The following is a 23241-nucleotide window of genomic DNA, read 5'->3' on the forward strand; positions in this document are numbered from 1 at the left end:
ATTTTTACCTTTAATTGAGGTTTTCTTTAATATATTGTGCCATGCCAGTTGGATCGCCGTCAAACATAGACATATTCATACTGCGTATTTCTTCCGCTATGGCAGAAACCACACAACTTTCAGCCGATTGGGTGATGACCCTGCCGCCGTTTTCAAACACATTGGTTGCACCCCTGATACCATCTTTGGCCATACCACTGAAAACCGCCATGTTTACTTTACTTAAGTTTTCCAACATGGAAAAACAAACATCATCAATGCATGGTGTATACATGCGTTTTGGATTAACATCTTTGACCGCTAATTTGCCATTTGAATTAATCACAATGTCTTCATCTACCGGCACCAATATGGCTTGACCTGCTTCAACAGCAGCACCAGATTGAGCCAGTTTAACCGCGATTTTATTGTTCTTTGCCAATTGTTTTTCCATCATCGAAACAAATTCGCTGTCCATGTGTTGTACGATAATAAAAAGCACCTGCTCATCACCTTCAAATTCACTAAGAAATTTGAGCAACGACTCAGGACCACCAATTGATGCACCCAGTATCCATACACTTTTTATGCCAAAAGTCGATAAATCTACAGCTGATGCATCATCAGTTTTTCCCGCACTGTCTTTGGGCAATATGTCATTGGCTTGATCGATTTTGTGTAATACATGTCGCAACCAACGGTTTTTATTCCAGCCAACCAATTCATTTGAAATGCGTGCATCATTGAAAATGATATTTGCATCATTTTCATCCAACAGACGTATCAAAGCATCTAAATTCAAATCGTTATCAAACAAATTCAATATAAATGTTTTGATGCCACCATCGATTTCATCAATCTCATCCAAGGAATATTGTTTTACTTGATATCCACTTGTTTTCAGTTGATTAATCAAAAACTGGGCTGATGTTTGTACTTCACCAATGTGAATCAAGCCCACAACAGGGTTTTTATGCATCTTCTAATTGCAATAAGTCTTTGATGTTATCTAACAATTCAATTTCTTGATAAGGCTTACCTAAATACCTCTCAACCCCAATTTCTCGCGCACGGTCTTTGTGTTTCTGACCAGTCCGTGAAGTAATCATAATGATGGGTATGTCTTTAAAGCGATCAGAGGCCTTCATGTTGGTGGCTAACTCAAAGCCATCCATTCTTGGCATCTCAATGTCTAACAGCATCAAATCAGGTTTTTGCTCCTGTAGTTTATTCAAGGCATCTAAGCCATCTTTAGCTGTCATCACTTCAAAGTCATTCCTGGCCAACATCCGTTCACCAGCTCTTCTCATGGTGATGGAATCATCAACTACCATTATGGTAGTCATGCGATCCTCTTCAACCTCTTCGATGACTTCAACACCTTCGGCTTCAAGTCTTTCAAGTTTTTGTACGTATGCTCGATGCATGGGTATGATATCAAGAATCAAAACAACAGCACCATCACCCAGAATAGTCGCACCGAAAATACCAGGTACCGATGCCACTTGGGTACCGACAGATTTAACAACAATCTCTCGACCACCGTAGGTTTGATCAACCCTCAATGCCACACCTTGGTCACCAGATTTAATCATAACCAATGGCACTTGGTTACCCTCAACCATGGCTTCAGAGTCTACACTTAACAATTTGTTTAATTCCTGAATCTGGTATTGTTCTCCGGCATAATCGTAGCCTAAATCACCTTCTAACACACGGCGTCTGAACTCATCTATGTTCATACGAATCAAACCTTGCACACCAGATGCTGGTATCGCATAACGGTGATCAGCTACCTGCACAATAATGGCTTGGGTCAAAGCCAAAGTGTAAGGCAGACGAATCACGAAAGTGGTGCCTTCACCAGCTTTAGAAATGATTTCAATGCTGCCACCCAGCCTTTTCACTTCGTTATTCACCACATCCATACCAACGCCGCGTCCAGCTAATTTTGAGACCTTATCAGCAGCTGACAAGCCTGAATGTGTTATCAATTGTGTGATGTCGTGATCAGAAAGTTGGTCTTCTTCACTGATGATGCCACGCTCTAATGCTTTTTTCTTCAACACTTCGGTGTTAATGCCAGCGCCATCATCTGTGACCGTAATCACCACCTCCGTGGCCTCACGAGATAATTCAATGACTATCTGTCCTTGGTCAGGTTTGTTGGCTTTATCACGATCGCCTTCAATACCATGAACCATGGCATTTCGTATCATGTGCTCAAGCGGCGCCTGGATGCCTTCTAGTACTGTTTTATCCATCTCACCTTCAGCACCTTTGACTGAAAGTTTGGCTTTCTTATCCAGTTCTTGAGCGGCAGTTCTTAAAACGCGTCTCAATCGCGGCACCAATGAATTAAATGTTACCAAACGGGTTTCCATCAAACCCTCTTGTAACTCAGTGTTTACCCGAGACTGTTGAATCAGTAGTGTTTCAGAAGATCGTGCTGATTCTTGTAGATAGGTTTGAATGTTGGTTAAATCCGATACCGACTCCGACAGTGATCTTGAAAGTTGTTGGATGGTTGAGAACTGATCTAACTCCAATGGATCAAAGTCCTCTTCTAATTCATCTCCTTCTAATTGATAATTGGAGATAATCTGCGCTTCAGTTTCGTGCTCCAACTCTCGCAATTGACGCCTTACCCTTTCTACCGTATTTTCCAACTCGTCAATATTAAGTTTCAACTCTGCTGACTGCTGCTCCATACGAGATCGATAAATACTCACCTCACCAGCGAAGTTCACCAGCTTATCAAGCAACTCTGAGTTTACTTTAATCTGGCCACCTGAGAGTACGTTGGCTTTTTTCTTAACCACCGGTGTCGCATCATCGTCATCAGTAATGACTTCTTCTGCCACCGGCGAATCAACTTGGGCCAAAGGATCGAAAAACTCTTCGTCAAGTTTTGATTTTTCTTTAATTTCAGCACCTTCAGATGACAACATGTTTTCCAGTTGCTCTGTTTCTTTTTCTATGCTGGTAGTCAGACCATAATCACTTGAGTTAACCATGCCATGTAATTTATGCATGATTTGTGACATCAACTCTTGTTGCTCAGGTTCAACTGAACTGTCTGAATCTGCAATGGATTCAAACAATGATTCCAATTGGTGAGATAAATCACCAATTTGATTCAGGCCGGCCATTCTGGCACCACCTTTAAGGGTATGTAAGTCCCGTTGTAAGGCCTGAATAATGGCTGGGCTAGAAGGATTTTCTTCTAATTCAGCCAATTGATGATCGGCACGATCAAATATCTCGCTGGCCTCTTCACTGAATATCTCAAGCAATTCATCATCTAAATCTAAATCAGCAGCTTCAACTGTCTCAGGAGTCTCGGCTTGTTCAGCGAACGGTTCATAAGCCTTATCTTCTTTATCGGCCTCTTCTTCAGCCGTTGCTTCTTCAGCCGTTTCTTCTTCAGCCGTTTCTTCTTCAGCCGTTTCTTCTTCAGCCGTTTCTTCTTCAGCCGTTGCTTCTTCAGCCGTTGCTTCTTCAGCCGTTGCTTCTTCAGCCGTTGCTTCTTCAGCCGTTGCTTCTTCAGCCGTTGCTTCTTCTGCCGCTTCTTCTTCAGCCGTTGCTTCTTCAGCCGCCTCTTCTTCAGCCGTTGCTTCTTCAGCCGTTTCTTCTTCAGCCGTTTCTTCTTCAGCCGTTGCTTCTTCAGCCGTTGCTTCTTCAGCCGTTGCTTCTTCAGCCGTTGCTTCTTCTAAAACATCCAATTCAATGTCTTCTATATCACTTAAATCCAGCTCAGCCACATCCTCATCAATTAAGTTGTTAGCCACAGCCAAGTCCTCAGCATCTTTAATCTTCGCAGCTTCCTCACGTAAACCCTCGATCCTGCTGACAAAATATTGGCCAATTGATTCATCAAATGGGGCATCGCCTGTACCGAGTAAATTCAATTGGCTTTTGGCTTGTTTAATCACACCTTCTATGTGATTCAAGTCTTCCTCATTAAGTGGTTCTTTCTTATCCAGTAAAATGATAGACATCTTTTCTAGTGGCGTGGTCATTTGGGTAATGCCATCGACCGATGCCATGCTGGCTGCGCCATTCAGTGTATGCACAACCCTGACAAAATCATCATTGACTTTGGGCTGGTCTTTTTCCATACAATCAGAAACAAATTGCGACATATCAGTTAAATGACTGCCAACTTCTTTCTGTAAAATCTCAATGAATACAGGATCAACACCTAAGTCATCATCATTCACAGACCCATCTAGAGCAGGTAAATCAACTTCTGCATCTGAGGCAGCTTCAACATTTTCTGAATCAGCTTCATCAACTTCCTCATCATCGTCAAACGAAATATCATCTATATCTAAAGTCAAACCATCTTCATCATCATCTGAATCAGCCAGCTCTAACAGGATTTCATTGTCATCCTGCTCTGTTGTAACAGACTCATCAGCATCCATGTCATGATTTGCGTCTAAGTCAATAGAGATATCATCATCCATCTCTGCTAATTCAGCTTCCAAATCAATGACTTCTTCATCATCTAATTCAGCCAATTCAGCCTCTAAATCCATCACTTCATCTTCGTCTAAATCTACGACATTAACTGTTTCATTTTCACTGCCGTTGTCTTGCTCAGCTGATACCTGCACATCTTCTTGTTCAGTGTCATCTGCGCTTAAATTGAAGTCCTCCATATCAAATTCAATGTCAGTATCATCAAGGGTGAAACCATCAGAAGAGTCCTCTTCATCACTCCCTTCATCAGCAGTAGAATCATTGCTGCTCTCTGCTTGCTGTTGTTCCTTCAACTCTTCAACGTCATACTGTACATAATCCAGGGATAAATCTTCCTCTTCTTCAGCCTCATCAGCTACTACATCATCTTCTGAATCTTGCTCTTCATGGGACTCCTCATTCACTTCTGGTTCAACTTCTGTCTCTGACTCATCTGATTCATCAACCTCTGAATCATCCAGCAACTCCAAGGTTTCAGCTTCTGCTGCATCAAGTTCTGGCAATTCTTCTGCCTCTTCAGTGATTGGCGAATCTTCAACTTCCGCAGGCGATTCAATCACTTCAGTGACTGGCGCCGCTTCTTGCAAAGGCTTCTCATTGGCGACATTCTCTGCATTCTGCAATAACAAGTCATAATCATTGGGCACCACTGAATGGTCCTGTAAGGCTTGGTATAAAACCGCAGCCATTGATACACCCGATTCAAGCACCGTTTTGAAGTTATTGGTATTCTTAACGCCACCATCAAGAAAGCGGTTACACATGTTTTCTAGCTGCCAACCAAATTCACCAATGGCCTCAGCGCCTACCAATCTACCACTGCCTTTTAATGTATGGAAAATGCGACGTATTTCTGTCAGCTTGTCTTCATTGTCGTCTGGATTTTCGTGCCATTGAGCGTGACCAGCTTGCATGTTGGCCAATTCCTCTTCAAACTCCTCTAAGAAAACTTCTTTGATTTCATCATCAACATCATCACCAAACTCGACGACTAAGCCTGCATGTTCATTGCTTTCGTCTTCAACCTTTTCTGGCTCAGACTCAGCCTCGGTTTCATCAATAACTGCATCACTCTGTTCAGTCTCATCAACTGCATGTTCTGTAGGGGCATCGTCGGTGGCTAAGTCTTCTGCCGCATGATCACCAGTATCCTCTGCTTGTTCCGGCATGGCCACATCATCAGCTTCTTTTTGTGCCGCCAATTCTTTGTTATGCTCAATATCTTGTGAAGCTTGATGCACCAATGCTTTGATTTGAACGCCCACCTCTGACAACAAGTTTTCTCTGATTCGTTGGCCTTGGTCTAAGTTCTCAAGGTAATACTCAAGTGATGAGATAACCGTGGCCAACTGTTCCAACTGCAATGCAGACGGCTTCGATTCAGCGCCCAGAATGTCGGTATTGACATATTTTATGATGTCATCAACATGTGCTCCAGCATCAGTCAGATTCAAAATCTTCATGGCGCCAGCAATTTCATTCAATAGTTTTGGATTGTCTTCAACCTGGTGTTTATCCCATGGCGACTCAATGAATGCCACGAAGTTTGTTTTGATTTGTTGTAAATTAACGATGGATTCCTTCGCCAAAGTTTGCAATATGACTTTTTGCTCAGATTTTGGTATGGCGTTTTCATCATCACTGGCAGAGTCATCAGTGATACCCAAGGATTGAATGTGATCTCCCAATTGCGACTCAATCATTAATAAAGTCTTAGCCACATCCAATAAACCATCATCAGATGGTCGCTCACCAGCATCAACATTGGCTTTGAGTTGATCTTGGTGACTAATCACCGAATCACGTGCAACTCCTAAACCTAAAATACCCAATGTGTCGGCGATTTTTTGCAAGTTATCTAACAATGGGGATAACTCACCTACATCCGCAGATTTGTTCCTGATGAATAAATCCAAAGATTCTTGTACCACCAAGACATCATCATTGATGGCCTCAGATACAGTCTGAAGAAGTTCTTTGTTTTTACCAGTTAAGCTGCCCTCAGCATGCTCAATATCACCTTGGTCGGGTATGAATTGGCTGAGGTTAAAAAATGACTTGATGTTAGAGCCAACGCTACCGCCATCTTCATTGATGCCGATGTAGTACAACATGTTTCTGGTAATGGCCCTACTGCTGGATTTTGTTTGGGGTTGATTTTCAATCAAATCTTTCAATAAATGATCAACTTGTCCTGCCAACTGCTTAACTGAGACACTGTCATCAATATTTTTGCTGATTAAGCCTTCAACTAAACCACTGTAAGCCCAAAACAACTGCTTCAGGTATTCAGGAGAGAGAATCATCTGCAGTTTAGATATGACCAACTGCATGTTTTTGAGGCCTTTATCGCTGTCTGGGTTTTTGAACCAGTTCAACAATGAAATTTCGTAAATTGAGCGAATTTTCAGCAAAGCTGTTTTGAGTTGGTTGCCTTTCAGAGAAATATCGTTCTCTAACACTTTTTCTGGCACACCAAGGTCAAGATTAGGATTAAACAATGCCGATTCGGATAACAAGTTTTTACTGCGCACAGACCTTAAGTCGTTGACCAGAGGTAACAGCACGATGGGCACGTCTTTGTGTCCCAGTTCAATCCTCTCTAGATAGTCCGGTAACTGTAAAATGCTTTGCATTAACACATCGTAGGCTGAGTCGACATCATTGATTGAGCCTTCGATAAGGTCTTTGGCAACCAGCTCCATTTCTTCGGCTACCATTGCTGCTCCATACAGCTCAACCATTTTCAGCGTACCTTGAATCTGGTGCAAATATGTCACACAAAACTGCAGTTGGTTGGTGTCCTCCGAGTCCTCTACATATGCTTTCAAAGCATCTTTTGCTCGATTTAAAGTCTCATCAAGCTCGGTTTTTACCCAGGTTAAAGTTGAAAAATCTATTTGCTCTATATTACTCATATTAACTCAATCTAAATGCCAATGTTCTGTTCTTATTGACACGTTGCATTTTAGGGTGGGACCAAAGATTTATCTCTGTTTGTCCCAAGACCAATAATCCGTTATGGTTAAGGTGTTCAACCAAACCGTTTAGTATCTGTTCTCTGACTGATTTATCAAAATACATCAAAACATTTTGACAGTAAATCACGTCATATTTGATGTTCGAAGGCTTATCTACATCCAACAAGTTAAAAACACCAAAAGCCATGCGCTTTTTGATTTCATTCTTGATGGTAAACATTTCATGATTGATGGTATCCAAACCATCATGTAATTTTTTGTCTATATTGGTGATTTTGTCTATCGAATAATAGGCCTGTTTTGCCAACGCCACAGCAGGCGCACTGACGTCGGTGGCCGTCACACCAAAATATGATTTTTTCTGGCTGTTTTGGCACACGTAATTGGCCAAAAGAGCCAATGAATAAGCCTCTTCTCCAGTAGCACAACTGACCGACCAAATCTTGTAGCGTAAAGTCTCCTTGGCACGCAGTATTTTTTCATTCAAATCATCTTCAACCAGCTCAAACGAGGGTGTATGTCTGAAAAAAGATGTCTCATGCACAGTCAAACGGTCTACTAACTGCGACCACTCCAGGTTGCCTTCAATTCCCGAGTTGATGTAGTCCCAATATTTTTCGTAATCTTGGTAGCCAATTTCACGCATTCGAGACCAAATTTTGGACTGCAAAAACATCTTTCGCTCTTTTGGTACAATGATTCCCAGCCGCTCAGCCAAAAGCCCAGACCAACGCATGTATTCATCGTCGGTCAGCGGTGATATTTGTAATATAGGCTTTTGGTTGCTATACATTTTGTACATTAAATACTGTCAAAAAAACCTAACAATTAAAAGAACTCATCATCTGGCAGTTTAAAGTCTTCTACCGATTTACGTAATTCTGTCGCCAATTCCACCAAGTTACCAATAGATTCTGCCGTTTGTTGCGTACCAGCTGAGGTTTGTGTGGTAATTTCTTGAATCACGTTCATCGTTCCTGAAATGTTGGTGGCTGCAACCGATTGTTGACGGGCCGCTTCAGAAATATTCTGAATCAGCTCTGCTAAGTCGTTTGATACCGTCTCAATTTCTGTCAATGCCTCACCTGCATCCTCGGCTTTGCGCGCACCACCCACAACTTCCGAGGTGGTTTGTTCCATCGAACGTACCGCTTCGTTGGTATCGGTTTGAATGGTTTTCACAATGCCTTCAATTTGCCGAGTCGCACTTGAGGCCCTTTCTGCCAGTTGTTGTACCTCATCGGCAACAACCGCGAAACCCCGTCCAGACTCGCCTGAAGAGGCTGCTTGAATCGCCGCATTCAAGGCCAAAATATTTGTCTGTTCGGCAATGTCGTTAATCAGCTCAACGATGTTACCAATTTCTTGTGAACTTTCACCCAATCGCTTAATACGTTTAGAAGTGTCTTGTATTTGCGAACGAATGTTGTTCATGCCTTTAATCGTGTCACGTACAACTTCAGCACCGTTGTGCGCGATCAATACCGATCGTTGCGCAACGTCAGCTGATTCCAACGAGTTTTTCGATACCTCATCAATAGAAACAGCAATCTCGTTAATCGCTGCCGAGGCGTTGGTAATTTGCGTAGCCTGATGCTCTGAAGCTTCGGCCAAATGCATTGCAGTCGCTTGCGCTTCTTGTGCCGCTGATGCCACACCTACCGAAGCGTCGTTAATTGTTTTAACCAACGATCGCAGTGCTTCAATAGCGAAGTTAACCGAGTCAGCAATCGCTCCAGTAATGTCCTCCGATACCGTCGCATTTACTGTCAAGTCACCATCTGCCAATGAACCCATTTCATCCAGCAGTCGTAAAATCGCTTGTTGGTTCCTTTCATTTTGCTCCTGAGCAACTGCAGCACGAACCCGATCATTTTTAGATAACGTGCGAAAAATCCACAACAACCACAAGAATGCCAGCGCTGCAATTACCCAACCAATGATGTCTGAAGGGACAGTTTGCTCTCTTTCCGCAAGTTGTGTTTTCAAAGCTTCTGCATCTTCAACAAAAAGCTCTGCGTCAATCTCGATGTCATCAGCAGCTGTTTGTGCATCAAATAATTCCATTGCACCCAAAATAGATGAAATATCAGCTTGGATACTATCAAAAGCAGAGTAAACTCTACCCAATGATTCAATCGCCTGATCATCTGTAACTGCTTTGATGCGATCATTACCATTGAACATTCCAGTCATTACTTCTTGGAACATCCTGGCATCGCGGTCCAAACTGTCCGCCGCTTGAATAGAAGCTGTACCACCACGCAGAATTTCACTCATTCGACGCAGCATCCTGTCTGCCAATACCAATTGTTGTGAAGCGAGATAAATCAAGCCACGATCTTCGTTGATGGCAACCAGACGTTTAACCACTGCATCTGAACTGGCTTGAAGGATAGGAATTTCAGAGGCGAATTTGTCGGAGATATCAGTCAGCTCTTCAATCTTTTCACGTTGATTGATGATGATAAGCGCGTTTTCATTCATGGTCTGCCAACGCTCTTCAATGGCGTCAAATCGAGGCCTGACATCTGTCGGTAAGGCAGGATATTGCGCATTACCATTATCTAATGAATTAACCGTGCTCTCAATGATTTGTCGATCTGTTATCAACTCATCAAAGGCAAAAACATCACCCGATGATGCTTGTTTTGCATACTGTGCCAATTGCACGGCTTTGATGTTGATTTTATCGGTTTCACTGATGTGTTCGGCCTGGTTGTTTTTTACTGTCGCTAACCAAAACGAATGACCAATGAATGATAAAACCAGAATCACCAACACCATCAATTGCCATAAAGGCAACGTTCGTGTGCGTTGATCTAAGTCTACAGCTGAACTGCTCATATATTTCTACCTCGTATTTTATTTAATTGATGCATTTTGGAAATTTGCATCTTGTACCAATTGTTCCATAGCAAATACATTCCAGACCATGTCATCATGGCTGAAATATTTGTCACAATAAGAATATATGCGTGAGTCGTCGTCCCCCTCAACATCTTCCCATTGACTTTGATTAAAGTGTCGTTGACCAAACACCTCATCTACCACCAAACCGGCCTGACCACCTGGTTGGTTTATTACCAGCATCCGTGAGTGTTTGGTCAGCTTGGATGATTCACCTGTCAGGTAGGCACGTAAATCAATCGCTGGGATTAAGTTACTTCTGATGTTGACCAGACCTAAAACCCAATTATCAATACCTGGTATTCTCACCAATTCTGGCAAAATCACCACTTCATTGACATCATCAACAGGTGAAATCAAATGCATTTCACCAATCTTAAAACCAATACCCGACCAATCCCCTAATTCCGCTTCTTCTTTTGCACTACCCAGCGCATGAGAAACGCTTCTTTTTTCATATTCAAGTAATAACTCGAATGGCTTGATTATTTGTTTGCTCATTTGAATTAATCTCTTTTAACGTGGGTTTCGATGGCTTCGATCAACTCTTCCTTGGTAAATGGTTTGGTTAGGTATTCTTCCGCACCAACCACACGACCTTTGGCTTTATCAAACAAACCATCTTTACTGGATAACATGATTACGGGAGTGGACTTATGCTCACTGTTCATCTTAATCAGCGCACATGTTTTATAACCATCTAAACGAGGCATCATGATATCGACAAAGATAATATGTGGTTCTAAATCTGAAATTTGTGACAAGGCTTCGTACCCATTGTCAACTGTAATGACTTCACACCCTTCTTTTTTCAATAAAGTTTCTGCGGTTCGGCGAATGGTCTTACTGTCATCAATCACCATTACCTTTAAACCTTCTAAATTCATAATCTCTCCAATTTATGCTTTTTCTCTTGCGAAAAATTTGTATTCACAATATTCATGAAGTTGCCTTTGTAAGTATGTCATTATCAACGAAAATAAACTATTTTGCACTTGAATACAAAACATATTTAACCAAACATCGAAATTTTTTCACACACATGCCACCATGCAAAGATAAACCACGCCTCCAACAATTCACATTTTAATGTAACCCTTTGTTAAAAAATCATCAAGTTTTTCTGCACATAAACAACACATCCCCTTGAGTCAAGAGAAGTTAAAGTTTGAATGATGCAGTAATTAAAATTATTTTGTCTTGTGCTATTTAACCCAACGCGTTAGCTTATTATAATTCCTAGCAATTCACAATTGATGAACCAACTGAGTATGACAAAATTAGCCGTGGTCATGGACCCTATTGAAGCCATCAACCCAAAAAAAGACTCAAGTTTCGCCATGTTACTTGCAGCCCAAAAAAGGGGTTATGAAACTTTTTACATGACCGCCAATCAGTTGTTTCTGGCAGCAGATCATGCGCAGGCCAGATGCCGTTCTGTCAGTGTTGTTGACCAAAGTAAAGATTGGTATTCCTTATCTGAACCAGGCATCAAAGCTTTGAACGACTTTGATATTATCTTGATGCGCAAGGATCCGCCGTTTGATATGGAGTACATCATGGACACCTATATTTTGGAACAAACTGATGCCAACACCCATGTCATCAATAAACCACAAGCATTGCGTGATGCCAATGAAAAGTTCTTCACTGAATACTTTCCTGAATGCACCCCTGACAATATCATTTCTAGGAACATGGAATTACTCAAATCCTATATCCAAGAAATGGGTGATGTGATAGTGAAGCCAATGGATGGCATGGGCGGAAACTCTATTTTCAAAACCAGTAGCAAAGATAAAAATTTAAGTGTGATTTTAGAGACAGTGACACAAAACGGCACCAAAACGACAATAATTCAAAAATACATCCCCGAAATCAGCCAAGGCGACAAGAGAATATTGATGATAAATGGCCAAGCTGTCCCTTATGCTTTGGCAAGGATTCCCTCAGACAGTGATTTTAGGGGGAATTTAGCCAAAGGTGGAACTGGCAAAGGTGTGCCACTATCGAAAAACGATTGGCGTATAGCCGAAATAGTCGGCCCTAAGTTAAAGCAGATGGGAATCGTTTTTGCTGGCATTGATGTAATCGGAGACTATTTAACTGAGGTCAATGTCACCAGCCCCACCTGTATCCGAGAACTGGATGAAATTTACGACCTCGATATTGCCAGTGATTTATTTGACTGCATTGAACAAAACATTTTATGAAGCCCAAAATCACCTCAAAAGACAAAAACGTCATGACATTTACCTTGGCGGTGTTGACCTTATCGGTGATAATTTTAGGTGTCTCATTCAGTTACAACGACAATAAAAATGAAGTGATTCACAGCATGGATGTCATTTTGGCCAAAAAAGCCAGCCTGGACGCACCCGAGGAAGCAGATTTCTTGGCCGCTAACAACCAGCTCGGAGGTGGTGACCAAAGCAATGATGCCAGGCCCACCAACCCGTTCAGTGCCACATCACCGATTGAAGATGGCCTGGCCAAACAACAAACCCCAGAACAACGCAAAACCCAAGTCAAACAGAGTAACAACCAAGTTATTACTACCACCGAGGCCTCTGAACAAACCACCTTCACCAAAAAACAGCAAGATGAAAAAAATCAAAAAGCCGACGATGACAAAATGACCAAAGCACAACGGATTGCCAAAATACAAGATGAAATTGCCAAAAAAATTGAGCGGTATGCGAAAAAACCGCGCAGCAAATTTGTTTCTAGTAACACCAAAGCCTATGAGTTTGCCCCTTACATCAATGACTGGATCAAGAAAATCGAACGCACAGGCGACTTGAATTATCCTGAGCAAGCCAAAAAAGAATCTTTCATCGGCAACGTCATGTTATCTGTGGGCATCAACCGTGATGGCAGCATCCATGAAATCAAAATCTTAAAAGGTTCTGAGCATACTTTTCTGAATGAAGCAGCCAAACACATCGTGCAATTGGCACAACCATTTGACCCTTTACCTGAGAGTAAAGAAAAAGTCGACATCCTGTACATCACCCGAACCTGGCAATTTCTGCCAGGTCATTTGTTGCGACAGAAATAATTTTAGACGTTCTGATTTAACGCAATAACCATTCAAATCGGTTAAAATCAACGCATGAATTTAACCAACCAATTACTCATAGCCACACCAGAAATGCAGGATGAGCGCTTTAAGCATGCCGTTATCCTGATTTGTGAACACAATGAACACGGCGCACTGGGCATCAACCTGAATGATCCAAGCACCGTAAACTTCTCTGAAGTATTAAGCAACTTATCGATCAAAGAAGGCAGTGATCCGCTGGAACAAATGGTCTATGAAGGCGGCCCGGTTAACACCCAATGTGGCTTCATACTGCATCAATCAAAAAGCCCTTTTGATAGCACCATTGAAGTTGCTAATGAACTTTACCTCACCACTTCAAAAGACATTCTGGAGGCCATAGCCAACCATCAAGTATCTGCAGGGTGGTTGTTGGCTTTGGGTTGTGCCACTTGGGACAAAGGCCAATTGGAAGACGAGGTGGCCAACCATGATTGGTTATTGATGCCAGCCACCAATGACTTGATTTTCAGTCACGATGCCGATCGTTGGGACATGGCTTTGGCACAGATGGGCATCATGCCCCACCAACTCAGTGGCGACATAGGACATGCCTGAGTATGTGCTTGGCATCGATTTTGGCCAAAAACGCATCGGCCTGGCTGTTGGCCAAACACTCAGTTATGCCGCAAACCCAACCAAGGTCTTGCCGAACAACAAAGATTTTTTCAAACTGCTAAGCGAAGAAATCAAAGAATGGAATATCAGCCAAATCATCATAGGCTTGCCTCTGGGCATGGACGGAGAAGAACAAGAAATAACCAGACAGGTCAAAAACTTCAGTCAAAAAGTTCAGCGGCACAGCCAACTACCCGTGCACCTGGTTGATGAACGGCTGAGTTCGTATGAGGCGGAACGGCGTTTTGCTGAGAGCCGATCGGCGCAAATGAGTAAAGCCAAGGACAAAAAAAACATAGATGCCTTTGCCGCACAAATAATTTTGCAATCTTGGTTAGATCAACAACAATTAAAAAGCATGCCATGAAACATTTAACTGATATCAAGTCACTCTCAAAATCAACCATACTGGAGCTGTTTGCGTCCGCTGAAAAAATCTCAGCCAGCGACATCACTGCAACCAAAAAATGGCACCCAGGTAAATCTGCCATTGCCTTATTCTTTGAAAACTCGACCCGAACACTGGCTTCATTCCAACTGGCTTGTCAACGCCTGGGAGTTGATGTGACTGCATTGAATGTGGCTCATTCATCGACCCAAAAAGGCGAGACCATCAAGGACACTGTATTGACCTTGAATGCCATGCAACCTGATTTATTCATTGTCCGCCATCATGAAAATCACATCCAAGATAAGATAGTTGATTGGATTGGCCAAGAAACCGGTGTCATCAATGCCGGAGATGGCAGCCACCAGCACCCCACGCAAGGCTTACTTGACCTATTCACCATCTGGCAACACAAACAACAATTTGATGATTTAAAGGTCACCATCATCGGTGACATCAAACACTCAAGAGTGGCCAACTCATTGATTGATGGCTTGCAGCTCATGCAAACCAAAGAGGTGGTTGTCTATGGGCCTGATGCCCTCATTCCTGAGCAGCTCAATGCGCTAAAAGCAAGCAACATGAAATCGGCCCTATGTGATGCTGATGTGGTGGTGATGCTGCGCATTCAAAAAGAACGCTTACCCAAAGACACCCATGTTGACTTCAGTCAGTGGCACCAACAATATGGTCTGAACAGTGAAAATTTAAAAGCAGCCAAAGCCGACGCCATTGTGATGCACCCAGGACCTATGAACCGCGGTATTGAAATCACCGACCGGGTGGCCGATGGCGAACAATCAGTGATACTGCAGCAAGTCAGAAATGGCGTGTTGATGCGCCAAGCCATCATTCATAGGATGCTAGAACTTTGAGTTCATTTCAAAGAAAAACAACACCCACATCGCCAACAACACCAAAGTTGAGAGCACGAACACCGAGAAACGGTGCAGCACATTATTATAGGCAATGTGGATGATGGCATGAATGTACCTCAAACCAACATACACCCACGACAAAGTCAGCAGTAATTGAGCTTGGGTGTCAGTGACCAAAACCATCAAAGCCAGCACATAAAACAATACCGGCAGTTCCAACTGGTTGTGAAATGACCTGCCTATGCGTTGCATCATAACTGGCCATTGATCTTGTCCCACCATCAGTTCATAGTCTTTGGGATTAACCGTTCTCTGACCGACACTGCGAAAGCGCAAATACCCCACTGTGAACAACAAAATAAAAGTCAATAAAACCTGCAAAAAAACTGGGATAATAATTGTAGTCATGAAATCTCCTTAATTTGTTTGTCGTGCCAATTACTCATTAAAACAAGAGCCATGACACTGCCGATTAAGCATAAAAACATGTCTGATTGTGTATCCCAGACATAACCTTGGGTGCCTAAAAAGGATTCTGCATCCTCACCGCTGAGCAAAGCCACCCACCATTCAATCAATTCATAAAAAGCTGAAAAAGCCAAGCAAAAACACACCACAAAAAATCGACGCCAAGCAGCGGAATTAAAAATACCCTGACGAATCACCAACTCACGGCAGATGATGGCAGGTACAAAACCTTGAACATAATGTCCCAATTTATCGTAATTGTTGCGCTGTGGCCAAACACCTTGCATGAACTGATCAAAATAGGGCACCAAAGCATAGGTGTAGTGGCTACCAACAATCAAAATCACGCAATGCACCAGCACACAAATCAGTAAAATCGATGTCAACGGCACCCTTTTGAGGTAAAAGTACAATACCACCAAAGCACCAATCAAAGCTGGCAAGGCTTCCAACACCCAGGTCAAACGATCATGTGGATCGAAGGCTGACCAAAAGAAAACCAGCCAAAATATCGCCATCCAAACTAACAAGCCGATTGTATTCATTCATACCTCTGATTGATTTACATTTATTATAACCACCATCGGCCAGCAATTAAACCATGATTAAATGATCAATGAGGAATGCTGCGACATTTTCTGTTAATATTTTCAGTTCTCGTATATATGGCAAATCAATGAGCAAAGGCACACATGAATACATAGAAGATGAACGCAACCGCAACATCATCATTAACGTCAATGGCGAGTTACTGCCACGTGATCAAGCGGTGGTTTCAGTTTTTGATGCCGGTTTCATACTGGGCGACGGTGTTTGGGAGGGGCTGCGACTGCATGATGGCGTGGTGGTGTTCTTACAAGACCATTTAAGAAGGCTCTATCAAGGCGCCAAGTCATTGGATTTGGACATCGGTTTAAGCCCATCAGAGCTGACAACTAGGTTGCTTGAAACACTCAAAGCCAACGACATGCACGATGGCGTCCATATTCGGTTAATGGTAACTCGTGGGGTGAAAATAACACCCTATCAAGACCCCAGATGCACCATTCCAGGCAGCACCATAGTCATCATTGCTGAATACAAGGAACCTTCACCACGCAAAATTGCTGGCGGCATCAAGCTGTTCACCACCCACGTGAGGCGCGGTTACCCTGATGTTCAAGACCAGAAGATGAACTCACATTCCAAAATCAACTGCATCCAAGGTTGTATCCAAGCCGCCAAAGCCGGTGCTGATGAAGCTTTGATGTTGGATCCACATGGTTTTGTTGCCACTTGTAATTCAACCCATTTCTTCATAGTAACTCAAGGTGAAGTTTGGACCTCAACTGGCGATTTCTGTTTGGGTGGCATCACCCGTTCTAAAATCATCCATTTGTGTGAAAAGAACGGCATCCCCATCAAACAAAAGAATTTTTCATTGTTTGATGTTTATGGCGCAGATGAATGCTTTGTCACCGGCACTTTCGCTGGCATTACCCCAGTGAATGAAGTAGATGGGCGCATCATCGGTGACGGCCAGCAGCGCGAGGTCATTAAACGACTGCAAGATTTGTACATTGAACTGATTCATGCAGAGGTTAACCATGAGTGACGGTATCATCCGCATTGCCATGTGGTCAGGCCCACGTAATATCTCAACCGCCATGATGCGCGCTTGGGAGAACCGCAACGACACGGTGGTGGTTGATGAACCTTTGTATGGCCCCTACTTGGCTACAACCAACAAGCAGCATGCCATGTACCAAGAAATCATCAAACACCAAGGCAGTGACTGGCGCCCTATAGTCAAGTATTTAACTGAACACATACCAATGATGAGCCGAGTACCAACACCATCATCTGACTTGGAAGTGACACTGAACACCAGCCAAAACATATTTGACAGCCATGCCAATCGAGTCAATACAAGTCAGCACATGCCAGTACATATATTTTACCAAAAACACATGAGTCATCACATCACGGAGGATGTATCTCTGGATTTTGTTGACCACCTGCGCAATGCTTTTTTAATCAGACACCCCAATGACGTACTGTCCTCCTATTTGCGCAAGCACCCCAGAGCCACACCCAGCGATCTCGGCTATCCACAACAATTAGAATTGTTCAATCGAGTCAAACAAAATAGCGGCCAGGTTCCGCCTGTTTTTGAGTCAAAGGATATACTGATGAAGCCTCAAGACATGCTGACCAAGATGTGTAAAGCACTGGGCGTTGCTTTTGATGAAAACATGCTCAACTGGCCCAAAGGCTACCGCGACTCTGATGGTATTTGGGCACCCCATTGGTACAACCGCGTAATTGAATCCACTGGCTTTGCAGCATATAAGCCCAAAGAAAATAAGCTCAGTAAAGCAGAGCAGGAGATAGCAGATGCATGTATGCCTTATTATGAGGCATTAATGACTCATAAAATAAGCTGATGCTGTAGCAACTCATTCAAGTCACTCATCACGCCTGCTGCGGTAACTGCTTTACCGGCACCCGGGCCCAGTATCACCATGGGGTTGGTGTTGTAATGGTTTGATTCAATAATGAATATATTATCGCTCGGCTTTAGATTGACCGCCACATGTTGCTGCGGTAGGGCTTTCAACGCAATGGTTATTTTGTGTTCATTCACAGTGGCTATATACTGCAATTGTTGTTTGTTTTTATCGGCATTGCGCCAAAGCGTTCTCATGTGTTGATTGATGTTGTCTGCTTGCTGCCAAAAATTTTCCAAAGAACCACTGAGCCAATGTGGTGGCAGCACTGGATTAAAGTCAATTTGCTGCGGATTGAAACCACATTCTCGCGCTAAAATCAAAGCCTTGCGATGCACATCCAGGCCTGACAAATCAGCACGTGGGTCTGGTTCAGTTAAGGCGTTTTTATGGGCCTGCTTGACCCAATCCATGAATCCTTGCTCGCCATTAAAATGAGCCAGCAACCATGAAATCGAACCAGAAAAGACACCGCTGACTTGGTGTATTTCATCGCCACTTTCAATGATCTTTTTGATAGCCGCCTGCACCGGTAAGGCAGCGCCCACTGTGGTGTTTTTAAGCCACTTCAGGTGCTTTTTATTCAATGCCGCATCAATTACGGCGGCATAGTCATGATTGGCCGCAGCTGTCTTGTTAGCAGATATGATGTGCCAACCATTCTGGGCAAAACGCAGGTACTGATCGGCCACAGATTCACTGGCTGTGAGGTCAATCACCACCACGTTCAATCCAATCAAACGCTCTAACTGCTGGTATATTTGTCCCGATGAATTGTCGTGACGCTGAAATTTGCTTTTGGCTGCGTCAAATTCATCAAATCCCTCCAGATGGTATTGAAAATAACGGCTGTTCGCCACCGCCACCAGTTTGGCCTTTTGCTGCAGTAGTTCATGTCTGTTTTGTTCGAACACATTAAGAAATTGTTTGCCTATGTTCCCTGTCCCCAATACCACCACATGCAAGGGTGATCTCGTCGCGCCATGCTCCTCGTTCAAGGCTTTACTGTTGGCACTTTCATTTAACATGACACTTTTCCTCAACCGGTTTTAGCAAAGTCCTTGATAAGCCATACTCTAAATCAGCAATCAAGTCATCTGCAGCCTCTATACCAACAGACAAACGAATCAAACTGGCATTGATCCCTGCCTTTAATTGCGCTTCCGGCGCCATCGCTGCATGGGTCATGGTAGCTGGGTGACAAATCAAAGACTCCACACCACCCAGTGATTCAGCCAAAGTAAAATAATTTAAATTATTCACCAGTTGCCCGACTTCTTCATAGCCACCACGTAATTCAAACGACAGCATGGCACCGAAATGCGCTTGTTGCTTTTGCGCAATCTCATGGCCAGGATGATCAGTAAGCCCAGGATAGTGAATTTTTTTAATGGCGGGGTGCTGTTCTAAAAATTGCACAATTTTTTCAGTATTTTCAAGGTGCTGCTGCATGCGCACATTGAGCGTGCGCAGCCCGCGAGTGGTTAATAAACAGTCAAATGGCGATGCCGTGATGCCAATACAGTTGGCCCACCACGTTACCTGCTCTGCCAGCGCTTCAGTTTTTGCCAAAACCGCTCCACCCACCACATCACTGTGGCCATTGATGTATTTAGTGGTTGAGTGCACCACCAAATCGGCACCCAATGTGATGGGTTGTTGTAAGGCCGGTGATAAAAAAGTGTTGTCCACCACCTTCAAAACATCAGGACCGGCTGCTTCACATAATTTGCGGATATCAACCACCCGCAAAAGTGGATTACTGGGCGTCTCAATCCATAATAAATCAGGCTTTTTATCAATGGCTTGGTGTATTTGTGACCAATCATTTTGATCGACAAAATCCACCTTGATTGCGCCTTTGTCATGCAAAGTGGTCAACAACCGATAAGTGCCGCCATAACAATCGTGTGGTGCCACCACCAAAGCGCCTTGTGGCAATAATTGCAACACCAAGTTGACTGCACCCATACCGGTGGCTGTGACCACGCCACCAGCTGCATGCTCAAGCTCAGCCAACGCTGCAGCTAAAATATCCCTGGTGGGATTACCAGAACGAGAATAGTCATACTTCCGCGGTTGATTTAAATCTTCAAACGCGTAATTGCTTGATAAATACAAGGGTGGCGTGACGGCTCCATATTGGGTGTCACAGTCAATGCCCGCTCGCACAGCGGTTGTTTGGTTCAGTAATGTCATGAGATTCCTCAAATTTGAATGAATTAAATATTGCTTTGAATTGTTGATTGAGTTGTTCGCTCTCCAGTAAGAAGCCATCATGGCCATACTGGGAGTCAATGGTATTAAGTGTGTTGGGGCACTTCAGTTTATGTTGCAGCGCTCGCATGCTCCAAAGCGGCACCAGCTGGTCGGAACTGATGGCAATCAATTCTGTGGGTGCTTTTATGCTTGACACATCAACCTGATGCACATCAATTGAATAGGACAACTGCAGGTATCGCAGTGGATTTTGCGTTCTGAATTTACTGCCTTGGTGGTCTACATAACTGGCCACATTCCGTAGTGAATCTTCTGCTGACTGGGCCTGAAAGCGTTGCTCAAATTCAGCTTCACCGCGGTAACCAATGACCGCCAATGCCCGCGCCAGAGCCAAATGCTCGTTGTTTTTTTCGGGATGACTTGAAGACATACCTAATTTAATGATGGCTCGTTGGATGTGACGAATTGCTTGGTTTTTAACCGAGCTTCTGTCTGCCGCTGCTATACAGACCAACCGCTGCAATGCATTGGGGTATTCAGCTGCAAAAGCCAAAGCGACCATACCGCCATAAGAAGCACCAATCACCGCATGAAATACTGGTAAATGCAACTGCTCTTGAGCGGCTCTGATCACTCGTGCTTGGTCCAATGTGGTGACTGTATTCGAACCATCGTTCTCATCAGTGAAGACACAATAGTCTATACTCAGAAAAGAATAGTCATCAGGATTTAAGACAGCACTGTGGTTGATCACTTGCTGCCACCAGCCACTGCCATTTTTACTTTGAATGGCCCAACGGTTGGCAGAGACACCACCGAGAACAACCACCAATGGTTTGGTTCGGTTACCCCAAAGACAGCAAGATACTGTGGCCTCCTCTCCTGTTCCATCAAACGATTGCTCATTGCGATTGACGATGATTTTGTATTCTTGGCAACTTATCATAATAGCCGTTTAGACGTCTAAAATGCCAATGATAGCTAAACATTTATAGATGTCAAGACATTTAGACGTCTATTTGATTTAAACTAACTGACTGCCTATATCCTCTAATGAGCAGGGAAATGAACATGTATTGATTGAAAATGCGCAGAAGTTATTCGACCACATTGCTTTGAGGTATTTAAAGAATGAATTTAATTTGAGTTCATAGGATGTGACCGGAGAGACACTCACATCCTTATTGGCTAGATTAAATGCACTGAAAATTCAATTCGATGCTCTGAGCTCTTCAACCCAACGGCATAAAGGCTCTCATTCACACACAGGTATCTGGGTATTGCTCGTGCCAACTTCTGGTATGACATCACCCATAACAATGCTGAATCTGGAACTGGACTCATGGGCGCCACCGTATTGAGCCAACAGGCCCTCTACCGCCCCGGCATTGGTGAATTTAATCAGAGAAAAACCCATCACAGGTAAACCATTGATTTGCACAGACTCAGTCGTCTCTGCATCCAGCCCTACCAGTGGTAATGTATTATTAAAGCGGGTTTGTACAAAACCATTTTCAAAAGTGCCATCACCACCGGCATACAAAAAGTCCCAGTTATTCGAAGCGGTAACTCTTGGACTTTCGAAAGCACTCTCAAGACCCAAAGATTGGACAAAGACAGAACCACAAATAGCCGGTATGGACTGTCCTGTACAAATCAAACCCGTTCCAAAACCTCTAGACTCTCGGTTAAATACAACAGAATTTAATATCGTACCACCATAATTTTCTTCATTACAAAACAGGCGTGGAGCTGGTGTGGTATAGGGTGCCGTTGGATTTTGACCCAGTTCGCTGATGTAAAAACGACGCGTTGGCTGGGTAAATATGATATCTGTCTGTCCTGCCACAATGTAATCCAAACCATACACTGAAACCAGCTCGTCAGACATCAACAAAGCACTCACTGCATCATAGCCATTATCATATGTAATTGAGCGAAGTGCGCCATTGGCATTAATTTGAGCAATGGGTTGGGCTGCGTCCAAAGACAAGTCAGCATCCATGGGTGGTTCGTGTGCAACCTGATCATCGGCAAAAAAATCACCCAATGCTTTGTAAGGTATAGAATAATTGATCCCATCGGTCACATTGATTAAATCAAGCTGGGCCACCAAACCGCCCGTTGCGGGCCCAAGTCCTGTATTTGGATCACCGCCACTTTCCTCATGCCAAATACCACCGGCTTCCCACCGTTGTTGCAGCCGATTACAAGCCGTCAAATCACCCCTGAAAGCACCATCAGTAATGTCACGCTTGATGTCGTCTTGTTCAACCACACCCATCTCTATGACTTCAATAAAGCCCTCTCTGGCCCGTTGCATGTCTTGCGGACCATCTACCAGATAATCTGCAACAAACAATTCACTGGTGGACTTACTGACAAAAGGCGCGCAGGAATTATCCGAAGTAAACTGTTGTGCAGTAGCAAGTTCGGTTGATTCACCTGAAACTTCAGCCAAAGCAAATGCCCATGAGTCATTGCCATCTAAGTACACGTTGTAACTCAGCACCACATAGCCATTGAGTCCTTCACGGATGTTAATTTTAACGGCTTTGGGTAGAATGGTGGTGTTGCTGATACTGACCAATGTATTCAGACCGTTGTTAACTGTGTAATAAGGCAGCAACAAAACTTCACCCAGGTCATTGTTATTCAGTTTAACGGCACCGACTTGAAAACTCATCAACAACAAAAACCAATTGAAATAATTCTTCAT

18 protein-coding genes and 2 pseudogenes are annotated in these 23241 nt (G+C 43.4%); 7 read left to right on the plus strand and 13 right to left on the minus strand.

Annotated features, from left to right (window positions below):
- Positions 1-10: 10 nt before the first annotated feature.
- From QNI24_RS12170 to pilG, 7 genes and pseudogenes are all read right to left on the minus strand, one after another.
- Complete coding sequence (locus QNI24_RS12170; protein WP_267177240.1) at positions 11-958, minus strand: chemotaxis protein CheB; 948 nt, start codon at positions 956-958, stop codon at positions 11-13.
- Positions 951-7385, minus strand: coding sequence for a hybrid sensor histidine kinase/response regulator (locus QNI24_RS12175; protein ID WP_283708727.1), 6435 nt, complete (start codon positions 7383-7385; stop codon positions 951-953). The genes QNI24_RS12170 and QNI24_RS12175 overlap by 8 nt, the downstream gene beginning before the upstream one ends.
- A gap of 1 nt (position 7386) precedes the next feature.
- On the minus strand, positions 7387-8241 hold the full coding sequence (locus tag QNI24_RS12180; RefSeq protein WP_283708728.1) for a CheR family methyltransferase: 855 nt from the start codon (positions 8239-8241) through the stop codon (positions 7387-7389).
- 35 nt (positions 8242-8276) lie between these two features.
- Positions 8277-9293: pseudogene (locus QNI24_RS15480) on the minus strand (methyl-accepting chemotaxis protein); the annotation flags it as partial.
- Between the two features lie 612 nt (positions 9294-9905).
- A pseudogene (locus tag QNI24_RS15510) lies at positions 9906-10295 on the minus strand (type IV pili methyl-accepting chemotaxis transducer N-terminal domain-containing protein); the annotation flags it as partial.
- Between the two features lie 18 nt (positions 10296-10313).
- Positions 10314-10859: a chemotaxis protein CheW gene (locus tag QNI24_RS12190; RefSeq protein ID WP_267177084.1), complete on the minus strand. Its 546-nt coding sequence runs from the start codon at positions 10857-10859 to the stop codon at positions 10314-10316.
- A 5-nt stretch (positions 10860-10864) separates the two neighbouring features.
- Positions 10865-11245, minus strand: a complete 381-nt coding sequence (gene pilG / locus QNI24_RS12195; RefSeq protein ID WP_267177083.1) for a twitching motility response regulator PilG — start codon at positions 11243-11245, stop codon at positions 10865-10867.
- 384 nt (positions 11246-11629) lie between these two features.
- On the opposite strand from pilG, the gene gshB reads away from it, so the two are divergent.
- Genes gshB through QNI24_RS12220 form a run of 5 tightly spaced genes read left to right on the plus strand, consistent with a single transcriptional unit; the run spans position 11630 to position 15342 of the window.
- Positions 11630-12571: a glutathione synthase gene (gene gshB, locus QNI24_RS12200; protein ID WP_267177082.1), complete on the plus strand. Its 942-nt coding sequence runs from the start codon at positions 11630-11632 to the stop codon at positions 12569-12571.
- Entirely contained in the window at positions 12568-13419 is an 852-nt protein-coding gene (locus QNI24_RS12205) for an energy transducer TonB family protein (protein WP_267177081.1), read from the plus strand. Before gshB ends, QNI24_RS12205 begins: the two co-directional genes overlap by 4 nt.
- A 54-nt stretch (positions 13420-13473) precedes the next feature.
- Positions 13474-14019, plus strand: coding sequence for a YqgE/AlgH family protein (locus QNI24_RS12210; protein ID WP_267177080.1), 546 nt, complete (start codon positions 13474-13476; stop codon positions 14017-14019).
- Positions 14012-14446 carry a Holliday junction resolvase RuvX gene (gene ruvX, locus QNI24_RS12215; protein WP_267177079.1) on the plus strand — a complete coding sequence of 145 codons (435 nt, stop codon included), beginning with the start codon at positions 14012-14014 and terminating at the stop codon, positions 14444-14446. The genes QNI24_RS12210 and ruvX overlap by 8 nt, the downstream gene beginning before the upstream one ends.
- Complete coding sequence (locus QNI24_RS12220; RefSeq protein WP_283708729.1) at positions 14443-15342, plus strand: aspartate carbamoyltransferase catalytic subunit; 900 nt, start codon at positions 14443-14445, stop codon at positions 15340-15342. Before ruvX ends, QNI24_RS12220 begins: the two co-directional genes overlap by 4 nt.
- On the opposite strand, the gene QNI24_RS12225 is transcribed toward QNI24_RS12220, so the two are convergent.
- Both QNI24_RS12225 and QNI24_RS12230 read right to left on the minus strand, forming a co-directional pair.
- The gene (locus tag QNI24_RS12225; RefSeq protein ID WP_267177077.1) at positions 15331-15753 is read right to left on the minus strand and encodes an MAPEG family protein; all 423 of its coding nucleotides are present in this window, start codon (positions 15751-15753) and stop codon (positions 15331-15333) included. The genes QNI24_RS12220 and QNI24_RS12225 overlap by 12 nt on opposite strands.
- Positions 15750-16358 (minus strand): DUF2238 domain-containing protein, encoded by a 609-nt coding sequence (locus QNI24_RS12230; protein ID WP_267177076.1) that lies wholly within the window; start codon positions 16356-16358, stop codon positions 15750-15752. Before QNI24_RS12230 ends, QNI24_RS12225 begins: the two co-directional genes overlap by 4 nt.
- Before the next feature lie 131 nt (positions 16359-16489).
- Between QNI24_RS12230 and QNI24_RS12235 the strand changes: the two genes are divergently transcribed.
- A complete protein-coding gene (locus QNI24_RS12235; protein ID WP_267177075.1) occupies positions 16490-17407 on the plus strand; it encodes an aminotransferase class IV in 918 nt (305 codons plus the stop codon).
- Positions 17400-18239 (plus strand): sulfotransferase-like domain-containing protein, encoded by an 840-nt coding sequence (locus QNI24_RS12240; protein WP_267177074.1) that lies wholly within the window; start codon positions 17400-17402, stop codon positions 18237-18239. The genes QNI24_RS12235 and QNI24_RS12240 overlap by 8 nt, the downstream gene beginning before the upstream one ends.
- Here the strand turns inward: QNI24_RS12240 and QNI24_RS12245 are convergent.
- The 4 genes from QNI24_RS12245 to QNI24_RS12260 form a co-directional block, all read right to left on the minus strand.
- Positions 18224-19330: a hypothetical protein gene (locus QNI24_RS12245; RefSeq protein ID WP_267177073.1), complete on the minus strand. Its 1107-nt coding sequence runs from the start codon at positions 19328-19330 to the stop codon at positions 18224-18226. The two genes, QNI24_RS12240 and QNI24_RS12245, sit on opposite strands and share 16 nt — an antisense overlap.
- Entirely contained in the window at positions 19320-20501 is a 1182-nt protein-coding gene (metB, locus tag QNI24_RS12250; RefSeq protein ID WP_267177072.1) for a cystathionine gamma-synthase, read from the minus strand. Before metB ends, QNI24_RS12245 begins: the two co-directional genes overlap by 11 nt.
- Complete coding sequence (locus tag QNI24_RS12255) at positions 20458-21468, minus strand: alpha/beta fold hydrolase (protein ID WP_267177071.1); 1011 nt, start codon at positions 21466-21468, stop codon at positions 20458-20460. The genes metB and QNI24_RS12255 overlap by 44 nt, the downstream gene beginning before the upstream one ends.
- Before the next feature lie 309 nt (positions 21469-21777).
- The gene (locus tag QNI24_RS12260; protein WP_283708730.1) at positions 21778-23241 is read right to left on the minus strand and encodes a hypothetical protein; all 1464 of its coding nucleotides are present in this window, start codon (positions 23239-23241) and stop codon (positions 21778-21780) included.

This window comes from Marinicella marina, from assembly GCF_030065545.1.
In the GTDB taxonomy this organism is placed as follows: Bacteria; Pseudomonadota; Gammaproteobacteria; order Xanthomonadales; family Marinicellaceae; genus Marinicella; species Marinicella marina.